16 protein-coding genes and 4 pseudogenes are annotated in these 22,185 nt (G+C 62.9%); 12 read left to right on the top strand and 8 right to left on the bottom strand.

Going from position 1 to position 22,185, the window contains the following annotated elements:
- The first annotated feature begins 31 nt into the window (after positions 1 to 31).
- From GUY37_RS01095 to GUY37_RS01065, 7 genes and pseudogenes are all read left to right on the top strand, one after another.
- Positions 32 to 832, top strand: coding sequence for an alpha/beta fold hydrolase (locus tag GUY37_RS01095; protein WP_166829110.1), 801 nt, complete (start codon positions 32 to 34; stop codon positions 830 to 832).
- Positions 833 to 1,163: 331 nt separating this feature from the next.
- Positions 1,164 to 2,474, top strand: a complete 1,311-nt coding sequence (locus tag GUY37_RS01090; protein WP_166821135.1) for a quaternary amine ABC transporter ATP-binding protein — start codon at positions 1,164 to 1,166, stop codon at positions 2,472 to 2,474.
- Positions 2,474 to 3,376, top strand: a complete 903-nt coding sequence (locus tag GUY37_RS01085; protein WP_166821132.1) for an ABC transporter permease — start codon at positions 2,474 to 2,476, stop codon at positions 3,374 to 3,376. Before GUY37_RS01090 ends, GUY37_RS01085 begins: the two co-directional genes overlap by 1 nt.
- Positions 3,377 to 3,429: 53 nt before the next feature.
- On the top strand, positions 3,430 to 4,350 hold the full coding sequence (locus GUY37_RS01080; RefSeq protein ID WP_166821129.1) for a glycine betaine ABC transporter substrate-binding protein: 921 nt from the start codon (positions 3,430 to 3,432) through the stop codon (positions 4,348 to 4,350).
- Positions 4,351 to 4,862: 512 nt separating this feature from the next.
- Positions 4,863 to 5,114 (top strand): annotated as a pseudogene (locus GUY37_RS19075) (MGMT family protein); the annotation flags it as partial.
- Between the two features lie 121 nt (positions 5,115 to 5,235).
- Positions 5,236 to 6,633, top strand: a pseudogene (locus GUY37_RS01070) (IS1380 family transposase); the annotation flags it as partial.
- Between the two features lie 1,304 nt (positions 6,634 to 7,937).
- The gene (locus GUY37_RS01065) at positions 7,938 to 8,363 is read left to right on the top strand and encodes a hypothetical protein (RefSeq protein ID WP_166821126.1); all 426 of its coding nucleotides are present in this window, start codon (positions 7,938 to 7,940) and stop codon (positions 8,361 to 8,363) included.
- Positions 8,364 to 8,440: 77 nt separating this feature from the next.
- Here the strand turns inward: GUY37_RS01065 and GUY37_RS01060 are convergent.
- A pseudogene (locus tag GUY37_RS01060) lies at positions 8,441 to 8,766 on the bottom strand (transposase); the annotation flags it as partial.
- Positions 8,767 to 9,109: 343 nt separating this feature from the next.
- Between GUY37_RS01060 and GUY37_RS19070 the strand changes: the two are divergent.
- The 4 genes and pseudogenes from GUY37_RS19070 to GUY37_RS01040 all read left to right on the top strand — a co-directional run.
- Positions 9,110 to 9,313, top strand: a pseudogene (locus tag GUY37_RS19070) (glycine betaine ABC transporter substrate-binding protein); the annotation flags it as partial.
- A 119-nt stretch (positions 9,314 to 9,432) separates the two neighbouring features.
- Positions 9,433 to 11,055: an IS21 family transposase gene (gene istA, locus GUY37_RS01050; RefSeq protein WP_166821120.1), complete on the top strand. Its 1,623-nt coding sequence runs from the start codon at positions 9,433 to 9,435 to the stop codon at positions 11,053 to 11,055.
- A complete protein-coding gene (locus GUY37_RS01045; protein WP_166821117.1) occupies positions 11,052 to 11,813 on the top strand; it encodes an ATP-binding protein in 762 nt (253 codons plus the stop codon). Before istA ends, GUY37_RS01045 begins: the two co-directional genes overlap by 4 nt.
- A gap of 85 nt (positions 11,814 to 11,898) precedes the next feature.
- Entirely contained in the window at positions 11,899 to 12,141 is a 243-nt protein-coding gene (locus GUY37_RS01040; protein ID WP_208094735.1) for a glycine betaine ABC transporter substrate-binding protein, read from the top strand.
- A gap of 115 nt (positions 12,142 to 12,256) precedes the next feature.
- On the opposite strand, the gene GUY37_RS01035 is transcribed toward GUY37_RS01040, so the two are convergent.
- The 4 genes from GUY37_RS01035 to GUY37_RS01020 form a co-directional block, all read right to left on the bottom strand.
- Complete coding sequence (locus GUY37_RS01035; protein WP_166829104.1) at positions 12,257 to 13,603, bottom strand: Dyp-type peroxidase; 1,347 nt, start codon at positions 13,601 to 13,603, stop codon at positions 12,257 to 12,259.
- A complete protein-coding gene (locus GUY37_RS01030; RefSeq protein ID WP_166821114.1) occupies positions 13,557 to 14,222 on the bottom strand; it encodes a copper chaperone PCu(A)C in 666 nt (221 codons plus the stop codon). Before GUY37_RS01030 ends, GUY37_RS01035 begins: the two co-directional genes overlap by 47 nt.
- A 180-nt stretch (positions 14,223 to 14,402) precedes the next feature.
- On the bottom strand, positions 14,403 to 15,098 hold the full coding sequence (locus tag GUY37_RS01025) for a hypothetical protein (RefSeq protein WP_166821111.1): 696 nt from the start codon (positions 15,096 to 15,098) through the stop codon (positions 14,403 to 14,405).
- Positions 15,099 to 15,165: 67 nt separating this feature from the next.
- Positions 15,166 to 15,759 (bottom strand): hypothetical protein, encoded by a 594-nt coding sequence (locus GUY37_RS01020; protein ID WP_166821108.1) that lies wholly within the window; start codon positions 15,757 to 15,759, stop codon positions 15,166 to 15,168.
- A 309-nt stretch (positions 15,760 to 16,068) separates the two neighbouring features.
- Here GUY37_RS01020 and GUY37_RS01015 point away from each other — a divergent pair, with 309 nt between their 5' ends.
- Positions 16,069 to 17,781 carry an HNH endonuclease signature motif containing protein gene (locus GUY37_RS01015; RefSeq protein ID WP_166821105.1) on the top strand — a complete coding sequence of 571 codons (1,713 nt, stop codon included), beginning with the start codon at positions 16,069 to 16,071 and terminating at the stop codon, positions 17,779 to 17,781.
- Positions 17,782 to 17,954: 173 nt separating this feature from the next.
- On the opposite strand, the gene GUY37_RS01010 is transcribed toward GUY37_RS01015, so the two are convergent.
- The 3 genes from GUY37_RS01010 to GUY37_RS01000 all read right to left on the bottom strand — a co-directional run bounded on the left by GUY37_RS01010 (position 17,955) and on the right by GUY37_RS01000 (position 22,178).
- Entirely contained in the window at positions 17,955 to 19,181 is a 1,227-nt protein-coding gene (locus tag GUY37_RS01010; protein WP_166821103.1) for an N-acetylglucosamine-6-phosphate deacetylase, read from the bottom strand.
- A 95-nt stretch (positions 19,182 to 19,276) separates the two neighbouring features.
- The gene (locus GUY37_RS01005) at positions 19,277 to 21,292 is read right to left on the bottom strand and encodes a S9 family peptidase (protein ID WP_166821100.1); all 2,016 of its coding nucleotides are present in this window, start codon (positions 21,290 to 21,292) and stop codon (positions 19,277 to 19,279) included.
- Between the two features lie 187 nt (positions 21,293 to 21,479).
- Positions 21,480 to 22,178: a DcrB/PsbP domain-containing protein gene (locus GUY37_RS01000; protein WP_228278284.1), complete on the bottom strand. Its 699-nt coding sequence runs from the start codon at positions 22,176 to 22,178 to the stop codon at positions 21,480 to 21,482.
- Positions 22,179 to 22,185 lie beyond the last annotated feature (7 nt).

Below are 22,185 nucleotides of genomic sequence, written 5' to 3'. Positions count from 1 at the left end.
GCGCGCGGGCAGGAGGACACGGGTGGAGACGATGCAGGTGCGAAAGATCGGCGCACGCGATGGCTTCCCCCTCGAAGTCCAGGTCAGCGGGCCGGATGACGCTCCCGCACTGCTCCTGCTGCAGGGCCAGGCGAATTCTCACGAGTGGTGGGACGATCTGCGCGGAGATTTCGAATCGGACTTCCGCACGATCACTTTCGACTATCGCGGAACGGGCGGCAGCCGCGGTGAGCTCGGCGAACTGTCGACTTCGAGCTTCGCTGCCGATGCCGCGGACGTGCTCGACCACCTCGGCGTGGAGCGGACGGCGGTCTACGGTACGTCCATGGGCGGGCGCATCACGCAGATGCTGGCGCTCAACCACTCGGAGCGGGTCAGCGCGATCGTCCTCGCGTGCACGTCTCCGGGCGGGCCGCATGCGGTGAAGCGTCCGCGCGAGGTCGGCCAGGCACTGGCGAGGCTGCGCGGCGAGGAGCACACCCAGTACCTCTTCGACCTCTTCTACACCCCGGCGTGGACGGTGTCGGCGAAGTACAGCAAGATGCTCGGCGATGACACGATGACGGCCGTCGAGTCATCCGCCCATCTGCGCGTCAGCGCCAACCACGATGCGTGGGACCGGCTGCCGGAGATCACCGCTCCGACGTTGATCATGCACGGCGATGCGGACCGGATGAACCCGGTCGGAAACGCCCGCATCCTCCGCGACCGCATCCCCGGATCACAGCTGCTCATCCTGCCCGAGGGCCGGCACGGATTCTTCGAAGAATTCGCCGAGGAGGTCACTCCTGCCGTGATCCGCTTCCTCGCCGAATCTCTGCAGAAATTCTGAAAGCAGGGCCGCCTCCTGCATCAAAATCCCATATCCGGTAACAAATCCATTAAGGACATATCTATCTGCCCCAACCGATGATTATAACAATCAAGTAACGCACCAGTATCTGTTTGCCCAGGTCAGAGCACCAGTCAAGGGTGACGCGCCGCATAATCCGGATAAGATCTCTACCGAAAACCCTGAACAAAACTACAATGGTGGATCAGATATCCGTGTGCGGTGAGGCGCGTGCGCAAGTGAGCTATTCGGATCTGCGAGCACCGAACCGTGCAAACGGGGGTGAAGCCTCTCGTTCTTGCGGACTGCCAAGAATGCAAGGAGGAAGCACGTGAGCGTTGTCAAAGCGTCACACGTCTACAAAGTTTTCGGAAAGCGTGAGAACGAAGTCGTCAAACGACTCGAAGAGGGCGCTGACCGTGATGATCTGACGAAACTCGGTACGGCCGCCGTCATCGACGCGAGCTTCGATGTCCAAGAGGGCGAGATCTTCGTCGTCATGGGCCTGTCGGGTTCGGGCAAATCGACCCTGATCCGCACTCTCAACGGTCTCTGGGCGCCCACGGCCGGATCCGTCGAGGTGCTGGGCACCGACATCGCGAAGATCGATTCGGCCGACCTGCGCAAGGTCCGCAGCGAACACATCTCGATGGTGTTCCAGCACTTCGCACTGCTCCCGCACCGCACGGTCCGGGACAATGCCGCCTATGCGCTGGAGATCCGCGGAGTCGCGAAGTCGGAGCGGGACAAGGCTGCCGATCGCTGGCTCAGGGCCGTCGGTCTCGAAGGCTGGGGCGACAAGTTCCCCGAACAGCTCTCCGGCGGCATGCAGCAGCGCGTCGGCCTGGCACGCGCGCTTGCGGCCGAGACCGACATCCTGCTCATGGACGAAGCATTCTCCGCACTCGACCCGCTGATTCGCCGCGAGATGCAGGAACAGCTCGTCGAGCTGCAGCGGGAACTGAAGAAGACCATTATCTTCATCACCCACGACCTCAATGAGGCGATGTTCCTCGGCGACCGGATCGCGGTGATGCGCAACGGACGCATCGTCCAGGTCGGCACCCCGGAGGACATCCTCACCGACCCGGCCAATGACTACGTCGCCCAGTTCGTCCACGACGTCGATCGGGCGCGGGTCCTGACTGCCAACAACGTCATGGAGAAGGCACGGCAGACCGTCTCGAACCAGAACGGTCCGCGTGTAGCCCTGCGCAGCATGCGCGAGAGCAATGCTTCCGCAATCTATGTCATGGACCGGCACAGGAAGTTCCTCGGCGTGGTCTACGACCGCGACTGCATCGACCACCTCCGCAAGGGTGGGACGACACTGGACGACATCATCAAACCTGCCGCCCAGACGGCCTCCCCCGACGATCTGCTCATCGACCTCTTCCTGCCGTCCTCGGAGTCCCCCCTGCCAGTGCCGGTGACCAACGAAGACGGTCAGCTGGTGGGCGTGGTCCCCCGCGCAACTCTGCTGGCCGCCCTCGGCAATCAGAACGGCAACGACGAGGCGCCCCAGGAAGAGGCTTCTCCGGAGTGGCCGGAACCCGTCGATTCCGGTCTCATCGATCAGGTCCTCGCCGAAACCGGTGATACGACCCAAGCCGATGCTGCGAACGAAAGGGGTGGCCTCTGATGGAGAACATCAGAATTCCGATCGGAGCCTGGGTCGACACAGCATTCGACTGGCTCAAAGAGAACGTCGCGTGGTTCTTCGACGCAGTCACCTGGCTGTTCAACTTCCTCATCGAGGTCCTCACCGACGTGCTCGTCGACCTCCACCCGCTCGTCATCATCATTCTGCTTGCGCTCATCGGCTGGATCTTCCGATCGTGGCAGATGGCCGTGGGCACCCTGATCACCCTGTTCTTCATCATGACGATGGACCAGTGGGTGGCCTCGATGCAGACTCTGGCGCTGATCATCATCGCCGCCGTCATCGCCATCATCATCGCCGTCCCGGTCGGCATTCTGGCCGCACGCAATGACAAAGCCTCAGCGGTCATCAAACCGATCCTCGACTTCATGCAGACGATGCCGGCATTCGTCTACCTCATCCCCGCTGTCACCTTCTTCGGAATCGGCGTCGTTCCCGGCCTCGTGGCAACCGTGATCTTCGCCCTGCCCCCGGGCGTGCGATTCACGGAGCTCGGCATCCGCGGGGTCGACTCGGAGACGGTCGAAGCCGGACAGTCCTTCGGTGCGACTCCCGGCCAGATCCTGCGCGGAGTCCAGCTGCCATTGGCCACGCCGACGATCATGGCCGGCATCAACCAGGTCATCATGCTCGCACTGGCCATGGCCGTCATCGCCGGCATGGTCGGCGCCGACGGACTCGGAAAGAACGTCGTCGAAGCGATCGCCACTCAGAACCTGCCGCTCGGTGTCGAAGCCGGACTCGGCGTGGTGATCATCGCGGTCTACCTCGATCGCGTCACCGCGGCCCTGGGCAATGCGAAGGACTACCCGCGCTCGCTCGTAGCGGGAATGCGCCGTCGCGGTGCGAAGAACAAGGCGGCGGCTTCGGCAGCGGCCTGAATCGCTGGACCACACAGTCTGAATAGTCGATCACTAGAGAAAAGGAACACACAATGAAGAAAAGATTCCTCACCCCGATCGTCGCTGCAGCCGCAGCTCTCGGCCTTGCTCTGACCGGTTGCTCGCAGGAAGCGGCGAAGGACGACGGCGGAGGCGGCGACAAGGGCGACATCAAGCTCGGCTACGTCACCGGCTGGACCGACGGACAGAGCATCTCGCTCCTGCTCGAGAACCAGCTGGGCGAGATGGGCTACAACGTCGAGACCCAGACCTTCAACGACGCCGCTGTCCTGTATGCCGGTGTCGCCAACGGCGATATCGACATGTATCCGTCCTCGTGGCCCGAGGTCACACACAAGCAGTACATCGATGAATACGGTGATGACCTCGAGGACCTCGGTGCCTACTACGACAACGCCGTCCTCACGATCGCCGTCCCGAAGTACATGAAGGACATCAACTCGATCGAGGACCTCAAGGGCAAGGGCAAGGACTTCGGCGGCGAGATCATCGGCATCGAGCCCGGTGCCGGTCTGACGAAGGCCACCAAGGCGATGATTCCCGAATACGGTCTCGATGACGAGTACGAGCTCGTCACCTCGTCGACAGCTGCCATGCTCACCGAGCTCGGCAATGCGACAGATGCGGAGAAGGACATCGTCGTCACCCTGTGGCGTCCGTTCTGGGCCAACAACGAGTACCCGGTCAAGGACCTCGAGGACCCGAAGGGTGCGATGGGTGATCCCGAGAAGCTCCACTTCACAGCCACCAAGGGCTTCGGTGAAGAGTTCTCCGATGCCGCCGACTACATCGGCAAGATCAAGCTCGATGACAAGCAGTACGGAGAGCTCGAGGACCTGGTCGTCAACGAGTATGGCAAGGACGGCAAGAATGATCCCCCAGCGGCCATCACCGAGTGGCTGAAGGCCAACCCTGACGCCTACGAAGGTGAGCTCGCCGAAGAGGACAAGTGATTCGAGCTCTCTGAACTCGACACTCATTCTCTGTAGCACCGGAAGTCCCTCCATCCGCAACCGCGCGGGTGAAGGGACTTCCGCATTCACAGCCGAGCTCACTCCTCGGTCAAGGTAAACTCGCCTCCACCATGGCGGCCTAGCTCAACCGTGTCCGTGCTGTGCGCTAGCTTTGCCCTGCGAGAACGGAGGAGTCGAGAGAAACGGCGACCATGGTCCCCTGTCCGCCCACAGTCGATCACGAGCGGCGGGCGATCGAACGCCCGGGTCGCATGAGTACGCGAGATCCCCTCCGAGGGTCCCCGTGACCGAGGACCCACCTCCGATGCGGTCTTCGCGACACACTTTCCCATCCCCGAAGCGGCGGTCGCCTCCCGCGGATCTGTCTCAGACGATTCAACGGATCCTCTGTCGTCCCGAGCGCTTCACCAGATGTACGTCCATTTCTATGGCAGCCTCATGAGTTCGCCCTGCCGGTCGACTTCGGCTAGCTCTCCGAGGTTGCACGTGCGGTCCTCTCCACACTCGCAGACTCCGTCGCCCACGGAGAAACCCTCAACTACGGTCAGCTTGCTGAACGCAGCGGCACCGGAATCCCCGCGCGTGCCGTCGGCGGGATCATGGGGCTCAATCCGATCCCGATCATCGTCCCCTGTCACAGAATCGTCGCCGGTGGCGGACTCGGCGGGTATTCGGGCGGTCTGCCCGGTCACCAACTCGAGACCAAGAGGCGATTGCTCGAAATCGAAGACGCCCTGCCCTAGCCTCGGGATTTCATGATTAGGACCGGTCGGATAGTGGACGGGTAAGAGAAAAGTGCTCCTGACCAGGGATCATGGTGTTTACCACAACAACCAGAACCCAGATCAAAGGAGCACTCTCAAAGTCAAGCCTACCCGTAGCTATCCTCGCTTGCACGTCGATACCACGCCCAACAACGCCCTCGGGCAAGCCGGCGGACTGCTGCTGACCGAAACCGTGCACACCAGCGGGCTGGGCCACCAGTTGAAGCAGGCGCTGGCAGCATGGAAGAAACCCTTCGCTATCCACGACCCCGGCAAGATTCTCACCGACAACGCCATCACCCTCGCCTTCGGCGGCGACGCCATGTCTGATAGCTCCGTCCTCCGCGATGAACCCGGCCTCTACGGCCCAGTGGCGTCGAACCCGACGATCACCCGCCTCATCCGCACCCTCGCCGATGACACCGATCGAGTACTGGCTGCGATCAACACTGCTCGGGCGGCGGCCCGTTCCCGGGTTTGGGCACTCGCCGGCGATCAGGCACCCAACTACGAGACAGATGCTTCGACTCCGTTGATCGTTGACATCGATGCCACCTTGGTCACCGCTCACAGTGAGAAGGAAGACGCGAAGCCCACCTACAAGAAGGAGTTCGGGTTCCATCCGCTGCTGGCGTTCATCGACCACGGAAGACCAGGCTGTGGCGAACCCGTTGCTGGGCTGCTGCGTCCCGGTAATGCGGGTTCGAATACCGCCGCCGACCACATCACACTGGTCAAGGATGTCCTCGCCGGTCTTCCCGGCGGGAAGCCTCGTCCGGGGAACAAGGTGCTCATCCGCACTGATACTGCTGGCGGCACCCACGCTTTCCTGAATTTCCTCACCAGGAGGCGTCTGTCGTATTCGGTCGGGTTCATGCTGCCTGCGTCGATGCCCGACCTCTACCGGCAGCTGACGAAAATGAAAGCGTGGGAGCCGGCCTACGACACGAACGGCTGTCCCCGTGATAGCGCCGATGTCGCTGAACTCACCAGTGTCCTTGACCTCGATGATTGGCCGGACGGGGTGCGAGTCATCGTCCGCAGTGAACGTCCCCACCCGGGTGCCCAACTGCGATTTGACGATGTCGACGGATACCGACTGACCGCGTTCGCGACGAACACGAACGGCGGGCAGTTGGCGGATCTGGAAGTCCGTCACCGATCGCGAGCCAGATGTGAGGATCGGATCCGCAGCGCCAAAGACACCGGGTTGGCCAATTTCCCCCTCAAGGGGTTCGACCAGAATCGGATCTGGTTGTCCATCGTCGCTCTTGCCGGGGATCTGCAGGCCTGGAGCGGCCTATTGGCGTTTACCGGTGACGAGATTCGCAGGTGGGAGCCGAAGAAGTTGCGTATGCACGTGTACGCAGTCCCGGCGACGATCGCGAGAACAGCGCGCCGGGCCGTGGTGCATATGAAGGAGACTGTCCGCTGGGCTGGATCCATCGTTGCTGGCCTCGACCGGTTGCGGAGTCTGCCGGGGCCGGCCCCTGGATAGAGCTGTGGTGGCAGTGTTCGTTCGAGTTGAGGAAAGGGTTGGGGTTGGATCCCCGCAGGACCGTGGCGACACACGGTGGTCGTGTCATGCTCGAATGGCAGAATCAGTGTCAGTACGCGGCAACGGAGCCGAAATCATGGGCAACAGCTACCCATGAAAAATCGAGGTTAGTCCCCGAGGTCACCGGAATGGCCCCACAAATCGCAGCGGGGCTACTGCACGGGTGATTTTCGGGACACAAAAGCTGTGGAACTCAGGTTCAAACCCGCTTGAAAGTTAACTGGCTCTTCGCAGTTGAGAGTGTAGTCGCGGTTGGGGAGTTGTTGACCGGAGAGGCGTCACGCTACTTTTGCGATCCCAGCCCGCGCTCTGTCTACCAATCCTGCCCCTGGGGCGGCATACCGCAGGGAGGCCATGGACCCGGTTCCAAGAATTGACCCTTCACGTCGTACAGATGTCGTGATAGTGTGCTTCCAATCAAACAAGAAGATCTATCATGAAAATTTCGAAGAGTTCTACCATTGGTCTGTCCGCAATCTTCGCGTGTGGGCTAATTATGATTTCAACTCCCGTATCGGCGGAACCGGTTAAATCCGGTAATGAAGGGTTGATCGGAACAATTGAGGTACCGGCGCAGGGGACCTGCGGAGGTTCGTTTAACCCGAAAATTCCAGGCGGCGAGGCTCACTGGACTATCGACTGCGTTAACGGGAATGCCGGAGTAAATGGTTGGGTCAAAGACACGCGTTCAGACGGTAAATGCATTCAGGTAAAAGCTACCTGGAACGACGGCACGACGAAACTCTCGCCTCGCGCGTGTCCTAAAAATAGTAAGAAATCGTTTGAGCTAAGGGGGCCCGGAAAGACTGTGAAAGCCTACATATTTCAGTCGTAAAACCGAAGGAAGGTAGTCTGATGAAACTAGAATATTTTAAAGCACGCTATAGGCTCTCCGCTGCATGCGCTTCTATCACCCTTGCAGCAACGACACTCATGGCTGGCCCGGCAGCAAGTGCCAGCCTTTCGAAGTCGCCAGGCAGCACCCCGGGGGGCGCGCACGCTAATGTGCCTGCCGAGGTCCTAGCTAGTGCGCCGCGGTACATAACAGGTTACACCGACCACTGTGAACTTCGACTGAAACAGCGGAAAATCAGTAAGGGCCACGCGGAGTCTGTTGTAGAGAATAACTGGAGAAGCGCCTACAAGGACAGAGAGCATGGGACCTGGCAGTACCAGGACAGAACGGTCCTCATATCATTGAATAACGGCGGCGCCTGTGTAACTGCAAAGCGCCTGTGAAAGACATGCCCGACTATCTGCTGCTGAGCTACAAGGCAGACGAAGACAACAGAGTTGTATATTTTTCCACCAACCTTGAAAAGAATGGCGATATTGAAGTAGTTACTTTGCACGCTTCCAATCCAGGCGACCCGCAAATAAACGTTGACTATGTTGAATCCGGAAATCTAGCAGGGATTGAAATCCTAGCCTATGATGCCTATCTACCTGCGGAACTATTATCAGTGATCTCCGAGCAACTTTCCGGAAATATAGAACTATACGTCGAAAAGTCGTTGATCTACTTCCAGCGGGACATTTCATCAAGCAGATCTCGTGAGCTTATGGAATATATTTTAATAAACTCTGCAAGCTCTTTTGCGGCATGCTGCCTGTTTACAAATGACGGTAAAATACATAGTATCAACCTCCCTCAAGAACTATTCTTTTAGCGTAGCGATCATCACGTGATGGTCGTATTCTTGGGACCCTCCTAGTAATCTTTTGTTCTCTTAAGGGCTCTGCTTGTCTAGGAGTGTAATCGGGCTTTTAATCCTCCAGCTTCGAGCAAGTTCCGGACGATGTGATGTAGTGAGTGAGGTCCCGGAACCCCAGCGCTGATCCACTCAGGTGTTCCAGCCGGCCGTTCAACGCCTCCGTCGGACCGTGCGGCGTCCCCGGCCGATTGAAATACGCCAGCACATCCACTGCGCGCTTCTTCAATGTCCGGCCCAACCGGCGCAGCTCAACAAGACCGGCAGGCACCCCCTACGAGATCGACTCGATGGTCAACTGCAACGATTTCCTCCCCGCGGATCGGTCCGGGTTGCGGTACGCAGTAATAATGTCTTGGAACGGGTATGACGCGGCGACCGTGTGTCACCACGGCTCGGCGGGGAACCAGCCCTCGAGCTTTCCTCAACTCGGCGTGAACACGGTCACCGGAACATCTATCCAGGTTCTAGGCCCGTCCGGCGCGTAACTGGCTGAGTCCAGCAAAAATGTTCCCGGGCCAGCGGACGGTGTTCTCCACATGCACCACCCCTCGCAATCGTCGCCGACGCCGTGTAGTTGTGCATGCGTAGCTTCTACGGCTCCCATCGACGAATTTCATGAGCGTCAGTTGTCAGGCCGCTCCAGGCTTGTAGCACTCTGGCGTGGGCAACGTTGGCCAGCCAGATCCGATTCTGATGCCGTGACGAAGGATTCGATGATGCCGGCGTACGACCTGGAAAAGGACTTCGAGCTCGTCACCTCCTCGACTCCCGCGATGCTCACCGAGCTGGGCAATGCCATCGATGCGAAGGACGACATCGTCGTCACCCTGTGGCGACCGTTCTGGGCGAACAACGCCTTCGACGTCAAGGAGCTCGAGGACCCGAAGAACGCCTGTTCGGAAGCGGCATTCGGTAGCACCTGTGTAACGAAGTGGTAGCAGCTATGTAAGTACCCGGTAGCAGTAGAGCAGGATTGCTTTCACCCACGACAGTGAAGTCGTGAACAGTGAAAGGAATCCTGCTCATGGCCGACTACCGGCTCATTCTCTCCCTGATCGTTCAGGGATACTCCTACCGCCAGATCGAAGCGATGGCGCAATGCTCGCACCGCGCGATCGCGAAAGCCCACACGATCGTCAAGAATCAGTCATTGACGACAAGGGAGCAAGTCGATGCCCTCACCATCGACGACCTCGACCGGTTCTTCACCGACGGCCGCAAAAACACCGACGAGGACTTCGTCCCGATCAATATCGATGCCGTCATCAACGCTCGCATCGGGCGGAAGAAGCCACCATTGAAAGTGCTGTGGGCCCGCTACCTCAACACCCCAGCACCCACCCCAACGGCACGCCACTACAGATACGAACGGTTCTGCCAGATCATCGCCGAACACGTCCGCACCCACGACCTCACCAGCCCGATCACTCACATCCCGGGGCATACGATGCAAGTCGACTGGGCCGGAACCCCGATGTGGATCACCGACCCGATCACCCGCGCGGCCACAAAAGTCTCGATCTTCGTCGCCACACTGCCCTATTCGGGAATGATCTTCGCCTACGGGTGCCTCGATGAGAAACTCTCTGCCTGGTGCGATGCCCACAGACGGGCCTTCGAATACTTCGGCGGTGTCGCTCAAGTCATCATCCCCGACAATGCTGCAACAGCGTCGAACCAGATCAGCAAGTACGACAAGACCCGCGACGTCAACGCCTCCTACGCCGGATTCCTCGAGCACTACAACACGGCGGCTGTGCCGACTCGGGCCTATAAACCGAAGGAGAAAGCCAACGTCGAATCCGGCGTCAAGATCGTCACGAACTGGGTCATCCACTACCTCGCCGACCGACACTTCGCCGACATAGACGACCTCAACGCGGCTGTCGCCGACCGAGTCGAGTGGATCAACGACCGCACCCCGTTCCGCAGCCAACCGCGATCCCGGCGGGACTGGTTCACCGACGATGAAGCAAACGACCTGCTCAGCCTGCCCGACCAGCCCTGGCAGGACGTGACCTGGAAGAAGGCGAAAGTCTCCCGCGACTGGCACATCCAGATCGAAACCATCAAATACTCCGTGCCCGCCGCCTTCGTCGGCACCACCGTGGATGTGCGCATCATCGGCACCCGACTCGACATCCTCGCCGCCGGCGACATCATCGCCAGCCACCGAGTGGCGACGAAGAAGCACTCATATGTCACCGACGCCGACCACGCCCCAGCCTCTCAAGGCCAGACTGCTGGGTTGTGGACTCGCGGCTACTTCCTCCGCCAAGCCGCGAAGACGGGACCGAACACAGTCGAAGCACTCACGCGGCTGCTGGATGCCAAGAAGATCGAAGCCCAAGGGTTCAGAGCCTGCATGAACATCCTCTCCCTGGGCAAAGGCGACAACCGGCCCTTACTGGAACAGGCCTGCCAAACATTGTGCGCCGATGAACGCCGACCGATCAGCTACACCGCGGTCAAACACCAGCTGACAGCTGTTCGGGCTCAGGCCAAGCAACGACCGGCAGTCACACCACCACCATCACCGGCCCCAGTCCCTGCAATGTCCCGGGATACCAGCCGTGCTCACCTGACTGGAGTTGACCAATTCCGGCTGACGGCGCTGACGAACGATGAGAAAGGCTCCGACCAATGAGTAATCACCTGACCACTGATGACATGGCGACGTTCACCCAACTGCGCATGACCGCGTTCGGACAAGCCGTGGTCGATATCGCCAACGATTCCGACTACGACGACTGGACGTTCTCCGCCAAGATTCACCACGCTCTCGATATCGAGCTCGCTGCCCGGGCAGAACGCCGCGTCCACAAACTCCTCAAAGCCTCGCACACCCCGAACCCTGCAGCCTGCGTCGAAGACCTACCTGACCGGACGCTGACTCGCGACGTTGTTGACCGGCTCGCCTCGTGTGCCTGGATTGAGAATGCGACGAACGTGATCATCCTCGGCAAGACCAGTGTCGGCAAGTCCTATCTGGCCCAGGCTCTGGTCAACGCTGCCTGCCGGAAGGACTACACCGTCGCGTACTGGCGGCTTGATGATCTGGGGAACCGGTTAGCGGTCTATCAACCGTCTGATCCTGGAGGATTGCGGTTCCTCGACAGTCTGCGCAACTGCGATGTCCTCGTCCTCGATGACTTCCTGACCACTCCGATCTCGATGGACACGACGGCGAAGATACTGAACATTCTTGCCAGCAGAGAAGGCCGCGGAGCCACAATCGTCACATCCCAGTTCGACCCCGAAGACTGGTACAAATCACTCCACGATGCCGTCATCGCCGAGTCAATCCTGAGCCGGCTGGTATCTGTCAGCGAGATCGTCCAACTCGATGGCCCGAACATGCGGAAGAAGACTCGACAGCAACCCGAGGTCGATAGTCCGGCGTGACCGTAAGCTGGGAGCGCGGGGTGCCGGAGTGGTGCTACCGGATCCCCGCGCTCCTGCTACCACTTCGTTCCACGCGTGCTACCGAATGCCGCTTCCCTACAACGCCATGGGCGATCCGGAGAAGATGCACTTCCTCGGCACCGACGGCTTCAGCGACAAGTTCCCCGAAGCGTCCGAGCTCATCAAGGGAATCAAGCTCGACGACAAGACGTACGGAGAGCTCGAAGACCTCATCGTCAACGAATACGAAGAGGGTCAGGAAGGTGACGCCGTCGACCAGTGGGTCAAGGACAACCCGAAGGCCTTCGACTCCGAGATCACCGACTGAGCATCCGGGCGCTCACACGATGCGGCCGCCGCACCCGCGACTGCGGGGACGGCGGCCGCTGCCAGTGCAAAGAGGATGCGGCCGTGGCGGTTGGCCCGGCGGCCGCGCCGCTTCCTCACCCGTCGAACAGCTCCTGCCCGACGTAGCCGCCCTCGGCCGCTCCGGGCGGTATCGCCCACACAGTCGACCCGATCGGGGTCGTCCATTCGTTGAGCAGGTCCACCTCGGCGAGGCGGCGTTGGATCGGCAGGAACTGCCGCTCGATATCGGCCTGGAACGACGCGAACAGCAGCCCCGAATCCCCACCCGCACCAGTCTCATAGTTGAACGTGCGCCGGTGGATCTGCGCCTCCGGACCCAGCCCGTCGCGGGCACGAGCGATATGCGCGACCTGCGAGATCTTCGTCAGCCCGCGCCCATCGACGGCGGTGAAGTCCGGGACGCCGAACTCGTCCTTGCCCGACAGCGGTGCCCCGGTGTCCATGGTCCGCCCGACCGCGAACTCCCGTGCCGGACGGTCGGCCTGGTCCCAGGTGTCGAGGTTCATCGCAATATCACGCAGCACCAGAGTCGTTCCCCCACGCATCCACACAGGCAGATGCGCGCCGAGATCGGCCGGCGGCTCCCCGCGAGCGGAGAACACCGGGTCCGCAGTCTCGGTGCCCTGGCCCCAGATGATCCGCGCGAAGTCCTCGGAGCCGGGCCCCGGATTCGCCGTGCCGTCGAGCTGACCGAAGAGGTTCCGCTGGGTCGTCCCCTCCCCCGAGCTGCCGTAGGCACGTCGGAATCCGTCCCGCTGCCAGGCCACCTTCGCGAATGAACGTGAGTCCTTGAACAGCATGCGCCTGGCATGTGCCAAGGTCAGCGGGTCGTCGCCGCAGATCTGCAGGAGCAGGTCACCCGTGCACCGGTCCTGATCGAGGCGATCGATCGAGAACGCCTCCAGTGGCCTCAGCCAGTCCGGGACGTGGTCCCTTCCGGCCAATGCCACCAGTTCGGCCCCGAATCCGAAGGTCACCGTCAGCCGGGCGGGGTCGACGGCGAGTTCCGATTCGGAGTCGGCCAACGGCGCCTGCCCCTGCGTCAGTGCCGCCGCATCCGCGGTGAGCAGCCGCAGCCAGCGCACCGCCTCGGCGGCCGTGATCCCGGGCCCCAGCGTGAACGCGATGAAGTGCGCATACGCCTGCGCCGGGGTTTCGACACCGGATTGATGAGTGCCGAAGAACGGCTCGGTCTGCGGCCCGTTCGCCCCGTCCAGATCTCGTCGAGGCGGCCCTCCGTCACCGGCGCTCGTGCCCTGCGCCCCGGAGTCGCGACCGAGCGCGAATCCGCCCGTGGCACCGACGATTCCGACGCCGCCGGCCGCGGCCGCCGAGGTCAGGAGACCTCGGCGGCTGAAGCCGGGGCGACCGGGCTCAGTGGTCACCGTGGTCTCCCTGGTCGGAGTCCTCGTGACCGTCATCGCCGTGGTCTTCGTCGTGGCCGTGGTCGGCGTGGTCGGCATTCTCTCCGTCGCTGGAGCCTTCGGCCTCACCGGGCGCGTAGTCTTCCTGGGCTCCGGAGTACTCCTTCGCCACGGCCGTGACCTCGACGGTCTCGCCGTCGGCGGTGACGAGGTCGAGGCTGATCTGCTCGCCCGGCTTGATGGCCTTCTTCAGGCCCATGATCATGATGTGATCGCCCCCGGGCTCGAGGTCGAGGCTCTCCCCGGCCGGGATGGTGAAGCCGCCCTTCTTCTCCTGCATGGACATTCCGCCGGAACCGTCGCCTTCGGTTTCGTGGAGTTGGACCATCTTCGCGTCCGCGTACTTCGCTTCGACGAGGTTGATGTCCTGGTCGGTGTTGTTCTTCAGTTCGCCGAAGACTGCGGTCATTCCGTCGTCAGCAGCCTTGACCCAGGCGCCGTCGAGGCTGAGCGCCTCGGCGTCGACTTGGCTGTCCGAACTGTCCGCTGAGGCGGAGCTGCTGCTGCCTTCGGTCTGTGTCGACCCGGCTGCCGTGCTGTCGTCGTGACCGCAGCCCGCCAGGCCGATGGCGACGGCGATGGGCAGGGCAACGGCCAGGGTGATGTTCTTTCGCATGATGTCTGCACTTTCGTCATTCAGGTGCAGTCGAGCACGGGTCGACGTGAGCCGCGGTCTGCGCGGACGTGTTCGACTGTCACCGAGGGGCGAGCCGCCGCTGTTTCGGCGGTCGCCCGAAGATGGATGGTCACCCGGGAAATCGGGTGTGGGTCGGCGGTGCAACCGCCGAATGGGAGGTCAGACGAGTGCGGGCGGTCCGCGCCGATAGTTCGGACCGACGACCGCCGAGGTGACCGGCTGCGGCAGCCGGAACGAAGCGCAGAGCTTGCGGAACGGTTCGTCGGCCAGGACTCCGGCCGCCTCGGCGAGGGCACGCAGTGCACCGATCACCGGCCCCAGGGCCAGCTGCAGAATGCTGAGGACGATGTCCTCACCGCGCTTGAGGATCACGGCGGTGACGAGGACGGCGACGAGGTGGGCGATGATCATCCCCACCGAGGTGGCACCGTGGTTGGCATGTCCGAGCGCGGATGCGGCCGGACCGAGATCAAGGGAGCCCGGGGCCGGGACGATGTGTCCGGCGTGGGCGTGGAGGGCCGCCTCGGCGGAGGTGGATCCGGTACCTGAGGTCCCGGTACTTGTGGCTCCGGTGTGGGCGGCTCCGGCGTGAGCCCCCGCATGGGCGAGGGCGTGGGCGGACCAGCTCATCGTCAGGTGCATGAGCACCTGCCCGAGGCCGAGCAGACCGGCCAGAGTGAGGTAGCCCAGGCGCCTGCCGGCGACGATCATCGCCGCCCAGAGGACGAGGACGAAGACGACCACAGTGCCGGGAACCGAGATTCCGCCACCGGCGGCGAGGTGCATGAGCAGGGCGAGAAGGGTCGTGAAGAGAGCGGCGAAGAGCGCGCGTACGGATTTCGTCCATCCGGTCATGGGCCCTCCTCTCAGGTCGCTCCCACATTCTACTCAATGTAGAACACTTTCGGGAAGGCGGCTGAGCCTACATCCGCAGCCAGGTATCGGCGGTCTTTTTGACCATGGCACCGGCTTTCGCTGCGGCATCGCCCCAGGTGACGAGGTTGCCATCAGGGTCAGTGGTGGAGTCGGAGAGAACGACGACGTCGAAGTTGCACACAAGACCCGCCATCGCCGAGGCATAGACGGCTCCGGGGGTGCTCGCCGAGGAGGTGCTGGCGTCGACATCGCCTCCCGCCTGAGCGGCGGGCCCGGACTCGGAGTCGGCAGTTCCGACCCCGCGCGCCCCTGTGCTGACGTCGGCACCGGGCACCCCTGTGGTGGCGTCGGCGCCGGCGATGACGATCCGGTCGACAGACAGGTCATGCAGGCCCGCGGCCAGATCGTCGACACCTTCGAACACATCCGAGCTCTCGGAGCGGAGCACGAGGTCCTCCTCATCGGGAACGAAGATGCTCAGCTCCTCGTCGGGAGTGTCGGCGAGGTCGGCCTTTGTCGAAACGAAGATGAGCACGCCGCCCACGGCGCGGGTGCGGGTGACGATATCGCCGAGGGTCTCCATGGCGTCATCGCTGGGGTAGCTGGCATCGTCGGTGTCAATGAGGAGCAGGGCATCCATACTCCAATCGTGCCACGACCCGGTGACACATTCGAAGCCGGGAAGCGGCGGCAGAGTTCGCTGCGACTCGGGCCGGCGGCGGCACGGGCCGGCGGCAGGCTCTCCGGCAGCCATGCGACAACACCGACCCACCGGTCGCCGGCAGGCACTCCGGCAATCTTGGCACAACCGAGCTTGCTCTACTTATCGTACATCTACGAACTTATGATCCATGTTCGAACTATTTTTCGATTATCTATGGCGTTTTTCTGCGCTGGTGAGTACACTGGACATCAACAACAACGATGTTGGTGAACGGAAACCATCCCCATGACCCTCACTCCCGAACGCAGCTCCGATCATTCAGATCGGGATGCCGACAGCTCACCTCAGACCAGCGGTCACCCGCTGCTGGCCGACGAGGAGTGGGCAGATCTCAGCCGCTTCGCGCCCGAGGTCACCTCTTCGATCACTCAGCTGATGAGCCTCAAAGATGAGTTGCGCGCGTTCGATCGCCCCATGGGACCGGACCAGGCCATCATGCTCGCCGATGGGGTCGAGGCGATCACACGCATCAACGATGCCCTGTCGACGCTGGCACTCTCCGTCTGCGAACGCGTCGGGACGCCCAGTGACTTCGGCGCCAAGTCGACTAAGTCGCTCATCGAGAACCGATTCAACCTCACCGGCGCGGAGGCGAACCGCCGGACCGATATGGCCAAGAACCTCGGCGGACGCGTCGATATGGCCGGACAGGCGCTGCCGCCTCTCTACCCGGTCGTCGCGGACGCGCTCCATGCCGGTACCATCTCCGCCGCGCAGGCCTCCGTCATCGAAGACTGCATGCGCAAGCTGCCCACCTGGGTCAGTCAGGCGGTCCGCACCGACGTCGAGTCGCGACTGGTCCGCAACGCACCCAAGGTCCGTCTCAAGGACCTGCGTGAGATCTTCGGCAAGCTCATGGGCTATATCGACCCCGACGGTGCAGAGCCGAAGGACTCGGCCGACCGCTCGGCTTACAACATGTCCATGCGAGCCAAGGCCAACGGCGACTGGGAGCTGCGTGGACTGCTCGACCCTGTCACCGGGGGCACTCTCAACGGACTGCTGACCTCACGGATCCAGGCGGCAGGGGAAGACGACAACGCCAGTTGCAACAATGCTGGTGCCGAATCAACAGCAGCCGACGGGGACGTTGCCGCGACCGGCTCGTTTGGTTCCGCAGCCGCGGGGAATCCCACCGCTACCGCGACCGTTGCTCCTGAGGGAACGAGCTCACCGCTTGCCGACAAAGAGCTGCTCGAGATCGTCGATGCGGTGCTCTCCGGCGACCGGTATGACGCGAAGCGAGTTCCGAAACCCGATCTCGACGCAGCTCGCACGACCGGGAGTCCGGCGGCCGTCCCCGGCGTCGGTATTCGTGAGGACGGCGGTCTCGTCGACGTCAGCGCCGAACAGCCCTCGGCACGCGAATGGATCTACGAACGATTCGCCGGCCTCGTCACCACGATCGATAAGCAGCGGACGGCGGCAGGAGCGCCTTATGCTCTCGTCATAAACGCCACCGCCGAAGATCTGGCCAACGGCACGGGACACGGCACCACGGGCGCCGATAATCCCATTCCTATCAAGGAATTGATGAGAAACGGCCTCAACGGCTCACTGTTCTTCCACCTCATGAGCGACAAGGCCAAGACGATGCAGGTGGCCACAGAACAGCGCTTCGCCAATCGAAAGCAGCTGGCAGTGATCACCGCCCGTGACCGAGGTTGCACCTTCCCCGGCTGTGACGCCCCTCCCGGTTGGTGCGACGCCAACCACGTGTGGCCGTGGGCGCGCGGAGGCAGGACGGAGATCAACAACCTCGCGCTGCTCTGCAGCTATCACCACCACCTGCTCGACCGCACCGATTGGGACACGGTGATGCTCTTCGACGGCCGACCGGCCTACATCCCACCCGCCGCAAAGGACCCCGCTCGTAAGCCGATCCTCCACGCCCGCTTTATCGCGGACGACATCGTCGACTCTCTGTTCGACAAATAGCCGACCCAGCTTTCAGGGGACAGCTGTGCCCATCTTCCGAGCAGAGCCGAGTACGGCCTCTTTCACGGTGAAGTCCTGCCCGACGGCCGCCCAAGTTCGGTCGGGTCCGATCCGACTATTTTCCGGCCGGGTGCGGTCGAGTCCGGGATCACCCGCCCGCGAACCTCAGATGTTCATGTCCTCATTGATCGGATACTCATGTCCTCATTGAGGAGCAGGAGGTCAGCCGGCATTCCGGGAGCCAACAGGCTGCCGGCATCGACAGTACCGCCCGCCGCATGCAGAGAATCACCCGCCTCCAGCACTCCGCCCACCGCGCGCAGTGGAGTGAGGCTCGCGGCCTGCACGGCGTCGAACGGACTGAGCCCCACCTCGGCGACGGCCCGCTTCACGGCCTCGTCCATCGTCAACGTGGACCCGGCGATGGCACCGGGAGAGCCGTCCGGGGTGACCAGACGAGCCACCGAATCCTTGACCTCGACCGGGAGCGAACCGAGGTGATAGCTTCCGTCGTGCAGCCCGGTTGCCGCCATGGCATCGGTGATCAGCGCAAGGCGTCCGGGCACGAGTTCGTGGAGCATGCGTGCGACCGGGCCAGCGACGTGGACGCCGTCATTGATGAGTTCGACGGTGACATGCTCAGCCTCGGCCGCGGCAAGAACCGGCCCCGGAGCACGGTGGTGGATGCCCGGCATCGCATTGAACGCGTGGGTGAGGATGCTCGCCCCGGCCTCGAACGCCGCAGCGGTCAGCTCGAAGTCGGCGGCCGTGTGACCGACAGCCACACGCACCCCAGCCTCGGTGAACCGGGCGATCGCGTCGAGGGCACCGGGCAGTTCGGGGGCGATGGTGATCTGCGCGAGCGTTCCATCGGCCGCCTCCAGGATCGCCTCGACCGCCGCAGGAGTCGGCGATGTGAGCACCTCAGGCGCATGCGCCCCCTTGAAATCCGGGGACAGGAACGGACCCTCGGCATGCAGGCCCATGACCGGGGCGCGCTCGCGGACGAGCCCGGCCCCGACGCGCAGGGACCGGCACAGCCCGTCGACCGTGTCCGAGACGAACGACAGAGCGAGCCTGCCGGTTCCGTGAGCACGATGCACGTCGAGGACCGCATCGATCGCCTCGGCACCGTCCTCGGCGCTCGCTCCGCCAGCGCCGTGGCAGTGGATATCGACGAACGCCGGAGCCACGAATCCGCCTGCCGCGTCGATGACGTCACCCCTCGCCGAGGCGGCCCTGTCCTTCCAGCCGTCCCCGCGGCCCCGTGCGGTGACCGTTCCCTGGGCGATGGCGATCCAGGTGTCGGCGGTCTCCTCGGCGAACGTCGCCGGCTCACCGTCGAGGATGCACGCATTGTGGATGACCGCCTCGGCGGGGATCTGCTCGGTCTGTGTCATCAGGGTCCTTCCATCGCTCTGCGTTCGCCTCATTCAAGGTACGGAATCGGTGCGTGAACTCCTCACCGCAGGGTGCCGGCGAGCAGGGTGTCGGTTCACCCCAGTGTGCGGACCCGGTTCGCGTCGATTCCGAGCACATGCGTGTCGAGGAACGCGAGCACGGTGCGGTACCAGACCTCGGCATTGCCGCGCCCGAGGATCCAATGCCCCTCGTCCGGGTAATAGAGGAATCGATGCTGAGTGTCACCGTCGGCGTCGAGCGGAGTCTTCGCCTGAGTGAGCAGATCCAGCCACAGTTCCTGACCTTGCCCGATCGGCACCCGGTAGTCCTTGTCCCCGTGGATGACGAGCATCGGCACCTCGATGTCACCGGCGAAGAGGTGCGGCGAATACTGCGCCGACTGCTCCCGCATCGCCTCATCCCAGGACGAATTGTCCGTCGTCCGCCCCATCGACGTGGTGTTCCACAGGGAGGCGTGGGTGACGATGCACCTGAAGGCACTGCCGGTGTGCCCGGCCACCCAGTTGGCCATGTACCCGCCATAGGATCCGCCGGCCAGGGCGATGCGCTCGGAATCGATATCCGCCCGCGCCCCTGCCGCCTCGGTCAGCGTCATGATGTCGGTGAAAGGCGTGCCGCCCAGCTGCTGCTGACCGCGGTCGATCATCGCCTGCCCGTACCCGGTGGAGATCGCCGGATCCGGCAGCAGCACCGCATAGCCGGCAGCCGCGAAGGGGCCCGGATTCCACCTAAAGGTCCACGCATTCCACGATCCCCAAGGTCCTCCGTGGGCGAAGACGACGAGCGGATGCGGCCCTTCGCCGTCCGGCAGGACCAGCCACGCACGGATCGGGGCGCCGTCCTCGGCACGGACCTCGACCTCGGTGAGGGTGCCGCCTTCGTCGAGCACCGTCGCCGGGTTCGCGAGCTCGCTGATCACCCCGGTTGCGAGGTCGACGGAGATCGGCAGGGGTGCGACATCGATCGCCGAGGCGGCCGCCACGACCGTGTCCCCGCGCAGGGCCAGACCCGAGAACGAATACTTCTGATCGACTCCTCCGACGAGCCGCCTGGGCTGCGCATCCTTGATGTCACCGATGAAGATGCTGCCGCGGCCGTGGTCATCGGCGGTGGCCACGATCGTCGAATCGTCGGCCCAGATCGGGGAGAACCAGAAGTCGGCGTCCGGCCACACGGGTGTCAGTTCCGCGGTCTCGAGGTCGAGGACCATGAGTTCGGCCGAGAGGTTGGTCTGGGGAGTCCAGTTCTGTACGCGGGTCACCAGTGCTTTCGTCCCGTCCGGGCTGATGGCCTCGATGTCGAAGCTGTGATCGGCAGCCGGTTTCGTCAGACGGTGCAGCTCGGGCTCCCCGTCGAGGTCCACGCGCCAGATCTCACTGGCCTCGAGCTGGCCGGGGATCGGCTTCTCGAGCTGGACGAGAACGAAGCGAGCCTCATCGTCGACGGCCCAATCGACCAGTCGACCGGACGGCAGGGACAGGTAGCGGAAGTCCAGGCCCGCCGGAGCACTCAGCTCGTCACTGACTTCGGGGAAGTCGGCGCCCGCCTCGTCGAGGGTGGCCACGGCCAGGGTCTGCCGGCCCGGCCCCAGATCGTGATCCCAGCGGCGGACGGGGAAGCCGGTGTGGAGGATTCCGCTGACCTTCGCGTCGCTGCGTTCGGAGCTGAACTCCTGGTGGTCGTTCTCGTCAGCGGCCCATGTATGGACGGGGAATTCGACGATGAGGGTCTCGCCCTTGACCTCGATTCGGGAGAAACCACCCTCGTGGTCGGCGAGCTTGCGGGCCTCGCCGTTGTCCGGCAGTGCCCACAGGCTCGGAGAGTCGGCATCCTTGCCGTCTTCGCCCTTGCGTTTCGAGGCGAAGACGATCGTGCCGTTCTCACTCAGCGCGGTCGGTCCCACGGACTGGTCACCGCGGGTGATTCGCCGCGGTTCCTCCCCGCTGATATCGGCGAGGTGGCTGAGAGAGGAGCTGCCCTCGGAGTTGAGGAACGAGTACTGGGCGATGACGCGCCCGCTCTGATTCGTCAGGAGGCCTTGCAGGCGGCGGGCGTCGAGGAGTCGGGTCACTGCGTCGTGGGTCGTCATCTTCCCATCCTAGATCCCAACGTCGAATCCGGGGCGAAATCCCGAAAACCCCAGATCACCGAGGCGGCTGGTTACTGCCGTGCCCCCGCGGGACCGCCGAAGCGGCCGATCGAATCCTGGTCGCGCGACATCGTAGAACCGAAATCCGGGCGGTCGAACACCGCGTCGTTCGAAGGTCATTCGAAGGTCACTGGAAGCTCGGCGCCGGAACCTTCTCACCATCGATCGTCACAGTCGGCAGCATCTTCTCGTAGTCCTTCTCTGTTGCAGCGTTGTCCTTGAGAGTGCGCATCTCAATGGAGAGATTCACCAGGCGACCGTTGATCTTGTATCCGGTCTGCACTCCGAACGCATAAGTGGGTTGGCTGTCGAGAGCGAGGATCTCGGTAGGACCGAGGACACCCTGATAGCTCCAGAACTCTCCTGCGGCCAGAGATCCCGTCTGCTCGGCCAGCACCTGCGAATCCTGCTTGGAGAAGTTGAAGCGCCGCTTCTGATCGACGACTTCCTGGGCACTGTCACCGTACTCGTCGGTGCAGTTGACGAGGATGATATCGGAGCGGACGCTGTCGTCCCCGCGGCTGAAGACGTGGAATTGATCGGTGCTCCCGGTGCTGTCCGTCCAATCATCGCCGAGCGCGAAGCTGAGCTCGACCGGGCAGCTGTCGCCGAACGTCACCGAAGTCTTCTCCATCCCCTCGGGGATCCCGGCTTCGGTGGGTTTGCCAGTGGGCTCGGGGCCGGCAGTCTCCTGCACACCGATCCGGACGGGACCCGCGGACTTGTCTTCGGTGCGGATCTGAAACACCGAGCACCCGCTGAGCAGTACGGTCAGTGCGAGTGTGCCGGCAGCCGCGGCTCGCCGCGCCGAAGCGGATCTCAGCAATGTCGTT

This window comes from Brevibacterium limosum (assembly GCF_011617705.1).
GTDB classification, from domain to species: domain Bacteria; phylum Actinomycetota; class Actinomycetes; order Actinomycetales; family Brevibacteriaceae; genus Brevibacterium; species Brevibacterium limosum.
The sequence above is the reverse complement of the archived record's forward strand: the minus strand, read 5'-3'. Positions and strand labels throughout refer to the sequence as shown.